The 12,730-nt window shown below is 41.4% G+C and carries 15 protein-coding genes and 1 other RNA gene; 7 read left to right on the top strand and 9 right to left on the bottom strand.

Annotation, left to right across the window (positions count from 1 at the left end):
- The first annotated feature begins 41 nt into the window (after positions 1-41).
- Entirely contained in the window at positions 42-671 is a 630-nt protein-coding gene (locus tag F8N35_RS02410; RefSeq protein WP_293049752.1) for a TetR/AcrR family transcriptional regulator, read from the top strand.
- Between the two features lie 54 nt (positions 672-725).
- Here the strand turns inward: F8N35_RS02410 and rlmB are convergent, their stop codons facing one another.
- The 8 genes from rlmB to F8N35_RS02370 form a co-directional block, all read right to left on the bottom strand.
- Positions 726-1,538 (bottom strand): 23S rRNA (guanosine(2251)-2'-O)-methyltransferase RlmB, encoded by an 813-nt coding sequence (rlmB, locus tag F8N35_RS02405; protein WP_293049751.1) that lies wholly within the window; start codon positions 1,536-1,538, stop codon positions 726-728.
- A gap of 133 nt (positions 1,539-1,671) precedes the next feature.
- Positions 1,672-2,586: a ribonuclease Z gene (locus F8N35_RS02400; protein WP_293049750.1), complete on the bottom strand. Its 915-nt coding sequence runs from the start codon at positions 2,584-2,586 to the stop codon at positions 1,672-1,674.
- Positions 2,587-2,629: 43 nt separating this feature from the next.
- Positions 2,630-3,799: an AIR synthase related protein gene (locus F8N35_RS02395; protein ID WP_293049749.1), complete on the bottom strand. Its 1,170-nt coding sequence runs from the start codon at positions 3,797-3,799 to the stop codon at positions 2,630-2,632.
- A gap of 150 nt (positions 3,800-3,949) precedes the next feature.
- Positions 3,950-4,348, bottom strand: a transfer-messenger RNA (tmRNA) gene (gene ssrA, locus F8N35_RS02390).
- A gap of 202 nt (positions 4,349-4,550) precedes the next feature.
- Positions 4,551-5,090, bottom strand: coding sequence for an ORF6N domain-containing protein (locus F8N35_RS02385; protein ID WP_293049748.1), 540 nt, complete (start codon positions 5,088-5,090; stop codon positions 4,551-4,553).
- Positions 5,091-5,307: 217 nt separating this feature from the next.
- Positions 5,308-6,840, bottom strand: a complete 1,533-nt coding sequence (gene rny, locus F8N35_RS02380; protein ID WP_293049747.1) for a ribonuclease Y — start codon at positions 6,838-6,840, stop codon at positions 5,308-5,310.
- Positions 6,841-6,939: 99 nt separating this feature from the next.
- A complete protein-coding gene (locus tag F8N35_RS02375; protein WP_293049746.1) occupies positions 6,940-7,236 on the bottom strand; it encodes a cell division protein ZapA in 297 nt (98 codons plus the stop codon).
- Between the two features lie 5 nt (positions 7,237-7,241).
- Positions 7,242-7,538, bottom strand: a complete 297-nt coding sequence (locus tag F8N35_RS02370) for a hypothetical protein (protein WP_293049745.1) — start codon at positions 7,536-7,538, stop codon at positions 7,242-7,244.
- A 181-nt stretch (positions 7,539-7,719) separates the two neighbouring features.
- Between F8N35_RS02370 and F8N35_RS02365 the strand changes: the two genes are divergently transcribed.
- From F8N35_RS02365 to F8N35_RS02340, 6 genes are all read left to right on the top strand, one after another.
- Entirely contained in the window at positions 7,720-8,901 is a 1,182-nt protein-coding gene (locus F8N35_RS02365) for a hypothetical protein (protein WP_293049744.1), read from the top strand.
- 971 nt (positions 8,902-9,872) lie between these two features.
- A complete protein-coding gene (locus F8N35_RS02360; RefSeq protein ID WP_293049743.1) occupies positions 9,873-10,136 on the top strand; it encodes a hypothetical protein in 264 nt (87 codons plus the stop codon).
- A gap of 88 nt (positions 10,137-10,224) precedes the next feature.
- Positions 10,225-10,551 (top strand): thiol-activated cytolysin C-terminal domain-containing protein, encoded by a 327-nt coding sequence (locus F8N35_RS02355; protein ID WP_293049742.1) that lies wholly within the window; start codon positions 10,225-10,227, stop codon positions 10,549-10,551.
- Between the two features lie 79 nt (positions 10,552-10,630).
- Positions 10,631-11,065, top strand: a complete 435-nt coding sequence (locus F8N35_RS02350; RefSeq protein WP_293049741.1) for a DUF1842 domain-containing protein — start codon at positions 10,631-10,633, stop codon at positions 11,063-11,065.
- An 80-nt stretch (positions 11,066-11,145) separates the two neighbouring features.
- Complete coding sequence (locus tag F8N35_RS02345; protein ID WP_293049740.1) at positions 11,146-11,466, top strand: protease inhibitor I42 family protein; 321 nt, start codon at positions 11,146-11,148, stop codon at positions 11,464-11,466.
- 112 nt (positions 11,467-11,578) lie between these two features.
- Positions 11,579-11,842 carry a hypothetical protein gene (locus F8N35_RS02340; RefSeq protein ID WP_293049739.1) on the top strand — a complete coding sequence of 88 codons (264 nt, stop codon included), beginning with the start codon at positions 11,579-11,581 and terminating at the stop codon, positions 11,840-11,842.
- Between the two features lie 147 nt (positions 11,843-11,989).
- On the opposite strand, the gene F8N35_RS02335 is transcribed toward F8N35_RS02340, so the two are convergent.
- Complete coding sequence (locus F8N35_RS02335) at positions 11,990-12,607, bottom strand: trimeric intracellular cation channel family protein (RefSeq protein ID WP_293049738.1); 618 nt, start codon at positions 12,605-12,607, stop codon at positions 11,990-11,992.
- Positions 12,608-12,730: the final 123 nt, after the last annotated feature.

Here is a 12,730-nt window from a genome sequence, read left to right as displayed (position 1 = left end):
AAATTAGTAATTTTGCGCAAGAAACAACAACTCATTTCGCAATGCCATCAATCGCTTCACTTACAGGACAAAAAACGCGCGCCATGCTCATCGATGTCGCCCGAATGCTTTTTGCCAAGTGGGGAAAAGCAAACACCACAATGAACGACATTGCCAATGCTTCGAACAAAGGCAGGCGCACATTGTACACTTACTTTAGCAATAAAGATCAGATCTACCTTGCTGTTATCGAACAGGAACTGAACATCCTGAATGAGAAATTACAAAAAGTTGCAGCCATGGATATACCACCCGACAAGAAATTGGCGGAATATATCTTCACCCGTCTAGATGCTGTAAAAGAATCCATTACCAGAAATGGCTCATTAAAATCCGACTTTTTCCGGGATATTTATGAAGTAGAAAAAGCCCGTCGCCGTTTCGACATCAAAGAAATCAAACTACTGGTTGGTATTTTTCAGGAAGGAAAAGAAAAAGGCTATTTCAACCTGCATGATGCGGAGCTATCTGCCCAAATTTTCCACTATGCTCTTCGTGGGATTGAAACGCCTTACGTTCGCGACAGGGTAAGTGAAAAAATGAAATATAACAAACGATTTATCATCAATGCATTTATGCACGGGATACTAATTCCGAAACAAAGCCGTCCGAACAATGATGAAAACGAATAAAAAAAATGGTGGTTACTTTGAAAGTAACCACCATTTTTTTATCACGATATCTCTTTATTGACGTTGCTTCACTGCTTCATATACCAAAACACCGGCAGCCACAGACACATTTAACGATGCGATAGTTCCCAAAATAGGAATGGCCACCAATTCGTCACACAAACGAAGAACGTCATCCGAAATCCCTACATTTTCGGAACCCATCACGATAGCGACCGGCTCTTTGTACGACACTTCTGTATAGTTTTTCACCGCCTTTTCAGTTGCAGCTACAACCTTAAGCCCAGAACCCTTTAGAAATTTCACGGCTTCCACTAAACTGTTTTCGCGGCAAACAGGAATTACATGCAACGCGCCCGCAGAAGTTTTCACTGCATCGGCATTTGCAGCAGCCCCGCCTCTCGAAGGTACCACGATTGCATTCACACCTGCACATTCGCAGGTACGGGCTATAGCGCCGAAATTGCGGATATCGGTTACCCCATCAAGCACCACCACAAAAGGATTCTTACCTTCCTCATACAACGCGGGAACAATATTTGATATCTGCTGATATTCAATCGCCGCTGCATAGGCAATCACACCCTGATGGTTCTTTTGAGTGATAGCATTCAGCTTTTCGACCGGCACACGCTGTACCGGCACATTACGACCCTGCAAAGCAGCAAACAATTCTTTTGCCAAATCACTCGACAATTCTTTTCTGACGAGAATTTTATCCACCTCTTTTCCTGCTTCGAGCGCTTCAATAACAGCTCTGATACCAAAAATCAGATCAGAACTTGGAGGACGATGCTCCCATTTGGGGCGAAAAGGGTTGGAATTGCCGCGCGGCTGTGGCCGACGTTGAAAAGGATTACGTTCCATAGATAATATTTTCGTTTGAAAGATTTACAAAATAATAATTTCAGAATACACTATTTCAAAATTCCACAATAACAAATATACTTCGTCTCCTATCATTTTTGAATTTCGGAATTTGAATTTTTGGAATAAAAAATCAGACATCCAACCTCATTCCGTCAAATGCGAGGTGTGTCTCCGGAAAAACAGCACGAGCTTCAGCCAAAAGCCCTGACTGATTATCATAACGAGCCGAATAGTGGCCAATGATAAGCTTCTTCACATTAGCCATTTTTGCAATTTCGGCTGCCTGCTGTGCCGAAGAATGCGCAGTCTCCTTTGCCCGAACAATCTCACTCTGCATAAAGGTTGCCTCGTGATACAAAAGGTCTACGCCTTCAATAATCGGCACTATCTTTTCAGAATAAGCAGTATCGGAACAATAAGCATATTTGTGAGCAGGATAAGGAGCTGTGGTTAGATGCTCATTCGGAATCACTTCGCCATCTTCCCGTACAAAATCGGCACCCTGTTTGATACGGGCAATGTCTCTCACCGGAATCTGGTAAAAATCGATCATATCACGAATAATATGACGTTCTTTTTCCCGTTCGGAAAACAAAAAGCCGGCTGTAGGAACACGATGTTTCAAAGGAATAGAAAAAACCTGCAACGATCGGTCTTCGTACAAAAGCGCATATTGTCTCGGATTGAACGGCTCGAATATCACCTTATAACCGGTATCGGCGCAATAATAATCTATTTGCGGTTGCAATATTCCTTCCAGATCGGAATGTGAATGAATGACCAAATCGGATGTCCGCCCCAGCATTCCCATTGATGAGATCAGACCTATCAGGCCAAAACAATGATCCCCGTGCAAATGAGAAATAAAAATATGATTCAGGCGGGAAGCTTTGATTTTCAACTGACGAAGCCGGATTTGAGCCCCTTCACCACAATCAATCATAAACTGCTTTTCGCGCAATGAAAGCAGTTGCGATGTCTGAAAGCTACTAATAGAAGGCAGTGCCGAATTACAACCCAATATGGTTAAACTCATTTTCTCCATAAAACTTCTATTAGACGCTGAACTAGATTAATGAACAACAGCTTTATTTCGTGTATTCGAACACACCTTTTTCGCCACGGATAGTCACCTTAGCTCCTTTCGAAGCTTCCACATGACCTATAATCTGAGCATCAACGTTATATTTTTCAGAAAGAATAATGATATCTTCTGCCCATTCCGGATCAAGATATATTTCCATACGGTGACCCATATTGAACACCTTGTACATTTCCTTCCAATCCGACTCCGATTCTGCCTGTATCATTTCAAACAGCGGAGGCACAGGGAAGAGATGGTCTTTAATCACATGAAGATTATCAATAAAGTGCAGCACTTTGGTTTGTGCACCACCCGAGCAGTGAACCATTCCATGAATATGTTCGCGATGATGCTCCAGAATATCACGAATAATCGGAGCGTAAGTACGCGTAGGCGACAACACCAGTTTACCGGCATCCATACCCACATGTGCTATTTCATCTGTCAGTTTTTTCGATCCTGAGTAAGCCAAACCGGAAGGCATGCTTGCATCATAACTTTCAGGGTATTTTTCGGCAAGATAATAAGCAAAAATATCGTGACGGGCAGAGGTAAGTCCATTACTTCCCATTCCGCCATTATAGCCATCTTCGTAGCTTGCTTTTCCGCACGAAGACAAACCGACAACCACATCGCCAGCCTTAATTTTATCGTTCGAAATAACATCCGAACGCTTCATGCGGCAAGCAACCGTACTATCAACAATAATTGTACGAACCAAATCGCCCACATCAGCAGTCTCGCCGCCAGTCAGATGAGCATTCACTCCCAGACTACGCAATTTTGCCAATAATGCTTCCGTACCATTAATCACTTCGGCAATTACCTCTCCCGGAATCAGATTTTTATTACGCCCAATGGTAGATGACACCAGAATATTGTCGGTAGCACCCACACAAAGCAGATCATCGATGTTCATTATCAATGCATCCTGAGCAATACCTTTCCAAACGGAAATATCGCCGGTTTCGCGCCAGTATAAATAGGCTAATGATGACTTTGTTCCTGCACCGTCAGCATGCATGATATTGCAATACTCGGGATCTCCACCCAAAATGTCAGGAATTATTTTACAAAAAGCGTGAGGAAAAATACCTTTATCCAAATTACGGATAGCGTTATGAACGTCTTCTTTAGAGGCAGAAACGCCTCGTTGACTATATCTTTCGTTCATTGAAGTAGTTTATATGCGAAGGATTAAAAATTACGGTGCAAAGGTACGACATTTCCGGTGCATATCCCACAAGAGAGCATGAATATTCGGGTAATAATCAAATAAAAAACGGATTGTTACCATTGAGAATAACAATCCGTTTTATTCGTTTTGTGGAGCCGGCGGGAGTCGAACCCGCGTCCAAACGAGGAAGCAATACGCTTTCTACATGTTTATCTTCGCCTTCAATTTTCGAGTCCCGGCAAGACCGAAGCCACCAACCGTTACCTTATCCTCTGAATCTCATCGAACGCACGAGGCTACGTCCGACTATTCCCGATTTAGCTGCACCTCCTGATCAAAGAGCCTCGAGACCACGGCATTTGGGAGATGTCTCGTCCCGACACTATCGTCGGGATAAAGCTAGAATCTACTATACTTCGATTAAGCAGCAAGAGCGTAGTTATTTTCGCCAGTTATAATTTTGAGAATCGAGATTTACGAGCCGACATCCCAGCGCTCGACATGCTTACATACCTCTTCTACCCGCTGTCAAAACCAAGCGACCCCGGTTTTAATGCCCAATTGACAGTTGATAATTGACAATTACTTCGTTGCAAAACCTGTGCCAATCAGCAGAAAACAAACCGGCTGGTTTCCATTTATTATCATCTGCAAAGATACAACATTTTCAGGCAAAACAAAAGCTATTTAAAGTTGTCATAAAGGAGATTCTCTCTATCAAGCATTGCTCATTTTGTTTACATAACAACTAATCTTCTCTATGAAAGCCAAACCGCCTACGTGGTTTATCGGACAACCGTTTGTCGGTTTGTAATTCTGCTAATGTTCGGTTTATTAACTCAAGCTGAATTCGGGTATCCTCGTTAATGTCATTTTGGTCGATTAATATCTCATCCATATATTGCTTTAATTCCTCATATCGATCAGGCTGTGGATTTGTCAACGCCTGACGTATTGTAACAAATGCCCGCATAATACCCATATTGATCTCTATGGCCGTATCTGAATTCAACACACTACTAAGCATTGCCACTCCTAACTCTGTAAACGCATAGGGTAGTTTTCTTGTTCCGCCCCAACTTGATGTCGCAAATTGCGACTTCAAGATTTCAAATTCTTCTTTTTTGAGTTGAAACATGAAGTCATCAGGAAACCGTTTTATATTTCTTTTAATTTGTTCATTCAAACGTTTGGTTTCAACGCCGTACATCTCAGCCAAATCACGGTCAAGCATTACCCGTTGACCTCTGATTGTGTAGATTTTGTTCTGTATCACTTGTTTCTCCATGGATTATTGAAATAAGCCGTTTAGACTGTCTGCTTTCGTCTTAGTGTTTGATCCACCTCAATCAAAGCGCTATTATCAATGCGTTTTGTTGACATTTCGCACAGCCAAGTAACAATTGGGATCATACCACAAATATAATCAATGCATTACATTTCACAAAAACAAAAAAAGCTCCTGCATTTGCAAGAGCTTTTAGAAATCTATTTAAAAAATGTATTTACTTCGCGTAGCTTACCGAACGGGTTTCGCGGATAACAGTGATCTTCACCTGACCCGGATAAGTCATTTCGTCCTGAATCTTTTTAGCAATGTCGAACGAGAGTGTTTCTACTGATTTATCATCAACCTTGTCGGCACCCACAATCACACGCAATTCGCGACCTGCCTGAATGGCATAGGTTTTCTGAACGCCCGGATAAGATAATGCCAAATTCTCAAGATCGTTCAAACGTTTGATATAAGCCTCAACGATTTCGCGACGTGCGCCCGGACGTGCGCCCGAGATAGCATCACAAACCTGAACAATAGGCGCCAGCAAGCTGGTCATTTCTGTCTCTTCGTGGTGCGAACCGATAGCATTGCAAATATCCGGTTTTTCCTTGTATTGTTCGGCCAGTTTCATACCCAGCAATGCGTGTGGCAATTCCGGTTCGTCATCGGGCACTTTCCCAATATCGTGGAGCAGACCGGCACGTTTTGCTTTTTTCGGATTCAGACCAAGTTCGGCAGCCATCACAGAACAGAGGTTAGCAGTTTCGCGGGCATGCTGCAACAGGTTCTGGCCATAAGACGAACGGTATTTCATCTTACCCACCATACGGATCAGCTCTGGATGCAGACCGTGAATACCCAAGTCAATGGTAGTACGTTTACCGGTTTCGATAATTTCTTCTTCTACCTGTTTTTTCACTTTGGTCACCACCTCTTCGATACGGGCAGGGTGAATACGACCATCGGACACCAGTTGGTGAAGTGCCAGACGGGCTATTTCGCGACGAACAGGATCAAACGCAGAAAGAACGATAGCTTCAGGAGTATCATCAACGATAATTTCAACTCCGGTAGCAGCTTCCAACGCACGGATATTACGACCTTCGCGACCGATAATACGCCCTTTTATTTCGTCCGATTCGATATTGAATACAGTAACTGAGTTTTCAATGGCAGCTTCCGTAGCGACACGTTGAATTGTCTGAATGATAATTCGTTTTGCCTCTTTGTTGGCATTCATCTTCGCCTCTTCCATGATCTCGTTGATGTAAGACATAGCACCTGTTTTGGCCTCATCTTTCAACGATTCAATCAGCTTATCTTTAGCTTCTTCGGCCGACAACCCAGAGATAGTTTCGAGCTGTTCCAACTCTTTACGATGAAGAGATTCCAACTCCTTTTTCTTCTTATCTACCAAGTCAATCTGCGATTCTAGATTTTCTTTAATCGCATCTACTTCGGTATTTTTACGCTGCAGTTCACTTTGCTTCTGATTCAGGTTCATTTCCCTTTGTTGAATACGAACTTCAGCCTGTTGCATTTTGGCATTACGCGATGCAACTTCCTTTTCGTATTCTGACTTCATCGAAACAAATTGTTCTTTAGCTTCAAGCAATTTATTCTTTTTCAGCACTTCAGCCTCAGCTTCGGCGTCTTTGAGAATTTTTTGCGATCGACCATTCAACACGAAACGCATGACAACCCATGTGGCAGCCACGGTAACTATTATGGTCAGTACAACTAACAATATTGAACTCATAGAATTATTAAGGTGTTAAATATAAAAAACGCATTGACTCACTGCCATTTGCAGCAAGATCAATGCGGGAATATTGTTCTATCCAAAGTATTGACGAACTTATTGAAGTTCCTTCAAATATTTATCCAATTCTTTATTCAACAGATCCATTTTCTCTACCACCGGCCCGACATCTTCTCTGCACTTCAATTCCTGAGTTTCAATTGCAAAATGGTAAGCCGCCATCACCAATACGGTTTCATAAGGCAACTGAGCATGTCGTTCCCGATAAGAGTCTATTTTTTCTTTCAGATTTTTAGCAGCATCGCGATACAACTGTTCGTCGTTCCTGTTGATTGTCAACGGAAACCGATGTCCTGCCAAATTGACGTTTATGGTAAATAGTTCGTCGTTCATTTGCTTTATTGATTCAGCAAATCAATACATTTGTCAATTTCCCGCACTAATTGTGAGATTCGTTTGTGAGCCAGTTCTCTTTCATCCTCATTTCCACCGACAAACATTTGTGCCATTTTCAGGCTCTCATAATCAGAACGTAATTCAAGAATGACCTTGTGCGCCTGCATCAAATCATCTTCTTTCCGTTGCAATTGTTCTGTAAGCTGCTGAATCCTGGCTCTATCATCAGCATGTAATTGCAACAGTTTGCGCAGCTTTTTCTCAAAGCCATCGATCAGTGATTGATGTCTATTTGTCATTCTGAAAACAAAATCGTTGTCAAAGGTATATCGAATTTATGAATGAACAAAATTTTTATCTCTTTTTTTAACCGGATTCATTCTATTTTTTCGGGTAAAATTCACAAATGTTTATATTGCCTTTCAAGAAGTTAATTTTATCTGATTTGCACATTCATCAGATTAGCTATAAGTTTGCAAAATGAATCGCCCGTTATATTTTTTCAACCCCGAACACGATCTGGCATTGGCCAATAGCGATCGAAACTTCAACGCTCCGCTTCAGGCAAAAAAATTGGCTCACGACCTCGCCTGCCTGCCTCTTTGGTATGCCTCTCCGGGGAGCATCGTATTGAGCACAAATGCAGACAGCAATTGGCTTGAAGAAATACAACGCACATTCCCACAGCTGAAAAATATCCACCTAACGCTTACTCCTGATTTTTCATTAATAAACACTCTATCCCCCTGGGGGTGGGACAATGCTGTTTGCAAACATTTTTCTCTTTTGGGCGCCGATAGCTCTTTGTTGCCGGATTCCGTTCAATTGGAAAATATTCGCCGTTTGTCTCACAGAAACATTTCCATACAGGCTTTAGAACACATCCTTCAAGACACCCGATTTAGCGCCATGCTACCCACGCCTGCAAAAGAACTAACATCCGCAGACGAAGCAGACGAATATGCATTGGAACACAAAAAAGTGATTTTCAAAGCCCCCTGGTCGGGAAGCGGAAAAGGACTATGCTGGTCAAAAGATAAAATGACAGAAAGTCGTCGGGGCTGGTGTCGCAACACAATTGAAAAACAAGGAAGTGTAATCGCCGAGCCAATCTATGATAAGCTATTGGATTTTGCGATGGAATTTTCGTGCAACGACGGGAAAACATCTTTTGCCGGCTATTCCCTGTTTGAAACCGAAAAAGGGATATATCGGGGTAATATTCTGATGAGCAACGAGTCCATTATCCAAAAAATTGAAGAATATGGCGTACCGGCAACTCTTCTGTTGACTGTACAAAGTCAGTTAAGCACATTCATCACAAATAGCATTGCCCCGTTCTATTCCGGTTTGCTTGGTATCGACATGTTCAGCTATCAAGAAAACGATCTCATCAAACTACACCCCTGCGTAGAAATCAACCTGCGAATGACCATGGGATGCGTTGCCCGTATTTTCTATGATAATTTTGTAAGCCCGAATGCAACTGGTTGCTTTCATATCGACCATTATTCGGAGCCCGACGCTCTTTTCAACGACCATTTGCGTCGACGGGTTGAAACACCCTTAACCGTGACGGACGGACGTATTTCAAAAGGATATACCTCTCTGACTAACATCTCTCCGCGCTCACATTACAGAGTCAGAGTAGAGATTGAATAAAATCACGAATCATCCTTTGCTCGGCTTGTAAAACCAATAACACCAGCCTTTTAGTATTGATCAACCCGACTCTCAAATCAAATAATCACCTCTATACTTTTACATACTACAAGGAGCAAACCGCTTTTTAACAATGGGAGCAACATTCTTAAATATACATTCTCCGCAGCCTAAAATTCCGCCTCACTACAGCATCATTTCAACCTATGAAAGTAATTAAATATCAACACAAAACAAGCATTAAAAGTAAAATTAAACCAGATCGTTAAATTATAAATTTCATTAAAAATAACTTTATTTTTAATGAAATCATTGCATTCCAATATTCACATCCTTATATTTGCAACAAAATAACAATATCATAAAACATATTGAGTATTTTTTTATGTCTATATTTATTTAACAACAATCAATATAGATCTATTAGCGAAAAGCCCAAGAGCACCTGATAAATGCGTTCCACTCTAACAAATAGATACGGACTGCAATTATCACCTCAAAGCAACAAAAAATCAGACCGATCAAACAAGGCGACACCAACATACAATCCAAGTGATTTAATTTAACCGATCACATCAACATTTCCCTATTGGTTGCCAGACACATTTCTTATGGTTAAACTGTATTTTCCGGTTTAATCCTCACTTTGATATCACGCCTGATATCATTCAAAACCCCAAACCAAAATCAGCAAAAGAGAACTCCGGCTCAAAAGAATACCGGACGTTATCTCTCCTTCAAGACATATTTGCATAATATGTACAAAGGAATTATATGCTTAGAACTCTTTGCATCATACTCTATTCATGTTTCAACCGAAAGAGAAAAAACACATTCGATCAATACAGCAAAGGATATTTAAGCTTAATCCAATAATTGCAAATACATAATTGTGGAGCTGGAAACCATTTAAAACAGGGAGTATGCCGAAAAGCCTTACGAGTAGGAAAAACTAAATTAATCTAAGTATTATGGAAACAGGAAGAACCGGAGGATGGACTCCGTACAGCACGACCATTTCAAAAGAAGCAATGGACCTTTTCAACAAAACGAAACCAATTGGAGTAAACTACACCCCTCTGGCTGTAGCAACCCAAGTAGTCAATGGCACAAACTACCGTTTTTTCTGCAACTCTCATGTGGTATATCCTGATGCCCCAAATGATGCCGTGATCACCCAGATCTACCAACCATTGAATGGAGATCCGCACATCACATCCATTACTAAAGTTTAAGCATTGCTTTATGCCGGAGCCGAAACCACTAAAAACGGGGCGGAACCCGAAAAGCCTTACGAGTAGGGAAATTTTAAAAAAACAACCCATGAAAGACATTTTAGTAAAACATTTAGAAGCCGGAGTCGCCGGTTCAATCACTGTTAGAAATGAAGGTGGATATGTAGCAAAATTCAGCATCACCTATGTATTTCAGGGCAAAGAACTAACCAAAGAAAGCGACAAGTTTACAGCCGGAGTAAATAAAACGATAGAAATTCCGGAAGGAGCAACCAACATTTACCTGAAAGTTGAAGAATATTGGTTCATTGGACAAACCACAACCATCTTTACTCAAAGCTTTAGCACCCCGGTAACGAAATCTTATAAAATCTGGGGAACTACACTAAATCCAAAATGGGAAGAAACCACCTGAGCACAATGACCCGAGAGTGTCTGTAAAGATTTTCTTGAGACACTCTCGGCATATCAAAGAAGCCCTAATTATTTACATCATGGGAAAAGACGTTGGAATGTTTATGATCACTTACCTGATTGGCGACAACACGCCCGGTTCGTTTACATTAAACGCAAGCCTTATCGTCAGCACTCCCAATCAGGCGATATCGGGCATAGGAAAGTTATTGCAACCAACCAGTTCACCACAGGACATACATTCAAACTTACAGGGGCACTATGCTGTCATGTGTATTATGCCTCAAAATTGCCACATACAGATCATTCTAACAGGTTATCCCATTCAGGCCTGGTCTGGATACGGAGGTATAGGACCTGCAAATAATCCGAATATAAAAATATTGCTTGCACTTACAGAAGACTGGCAATCGGGTTCTGCTACATTTGCATTTATGAATTCCTCGGGTAATTGGGAAGAAATTAAAGGAGTGCCCGTAAAGAAGATTTCCGGATTAACCCCATCCGACCTTTAGAGCATTGCTACGCACACATCACAAAACAGAGAAGTCGAAAACTGAACAGAGTAGACATCAATTCATTAACATTTAAAGCCATGGATCAAAAAGAAGGTATTTTGCTCACAGAACATTTCGAAAATTTTATGACAATCGACGGTGAATCAACATGGGTAATCAAGGATTACAATGCATCTACCGGTTACCATTGGGAATATCGTCCCGACAATTCAGGCACTACGCAACTTCTCGAAGTTGTCACCTTACACCCAGCAACAAAAGCTGTTGGAGTTCCAGGAAAAATAGGATGGAAATTCAAAGCCCTGAGAAACGGAAGCGGAGAAATCTTGTTTGAGCTATTTCCTCCCGGACAACAGCAAGCCATCGAAAAATCGCTGTACAAAGTAACTGTAAAATAATTATTTAGCGCAAACTAATTCGAACCAAACCAAAGTGGAGTCGACACCACACTAATAAACGGGCGAAATCCGAAAAGCCTTACGAGTAGGAACATACTAAACAACATCGACTATGAGCATTTCAGTAAAAAACTCTGCACGCACAGAAGTAGAAGTGGCAATCAACAAATGGGGTGATGATGGAAAAACCGGCTTCTTTTCTATCGAACCCGAAAAGAGTGAAACATGGAGTAGAAGTGATGACCGAGGATTTGTTATGTCATTACAAATATCAGGAACACAACGCCCATATTTCGTTCAACATAACAGTAGTATTGTCGTCCATAGCATAAACCATGTGGAAGATCATGGAATCCAAATAAACCCTATTGCCTGAAATCTTCACAATAGCAACAGGCATTAAAAATGCCCTACAGATAAATAAAAGTCTGACTGCCCACTGCATCAAAGCAGAGCAATCAGACTTTTATTATTTTCGTCGGACATTTATCGTCTCAGAAAAAACATAGAACAGTTTTCGTCATCATTTTTTTTCGTCATCAACCTTCAACACCGGCACACCAATATGGAATTTTACAGCCAAAATACGGATAACAATGACTGAAATAGCAGAAACCAGCTGAGTCATCCCTTTTGGAATTCCCAACTCGGAACAGATCATAAAGACAACACCACCCGCAACACAGGCTAACGCATAAATATCTTTTCGAAAAATCAGCGGTGTTTCATTAATCAGCATATCCCGGATTACACTGCCGATAGAACCTGTAATCATCCCCATCATAATAGCGACCCAGTAAGGGAAATGCGCATCAAGAGTCTTCTCAATCCCCACTACCACAAAGAGCCCCAAACCGATAGTATCAAAAATAAAGAAAGAGTTTTCAAGCTTCACCAAATGGCGCTTAAATAGAATGACAGCCACCAGCGCAACTCCGGTTACAATCAAATAAGAGGGCTGGTGCATCCAGAAAGGAGAAACTCCCAGCAACACATCACGGGTTGTTCCACCACCAATTGCGGTTACCAGGCCTACCACATAAGCCCCAAACCAATCAAATCGCTTAGCCGCTGAAAGCCGAATACCACTAATAGCAAAAGCAAATGTCCCCAGATAATCAATCAAGTCGATCAAATTCATAGAAAAGATGAGATTTTCAAGAAGGCCCTCACATTATAACTTCTGTATTTCAAACAATATTGAATGTTGTTGATAAAATAAAAAAGCAGGAACCGGTTCAGTTCTGACCGATTCCTGCCCCTT

Origin of the sequence: Paludibacter sp., from assembly GCF_009712605.1 — a bacterium.
Lineage (GTDB): Bacteria > Bacteroidota > Bacteroidia > Bacteroidales > Paludibacteraceae > Microbacter.
This window is presented reverse-complemented; position numbering and strand designations above follow the sequence as displayed.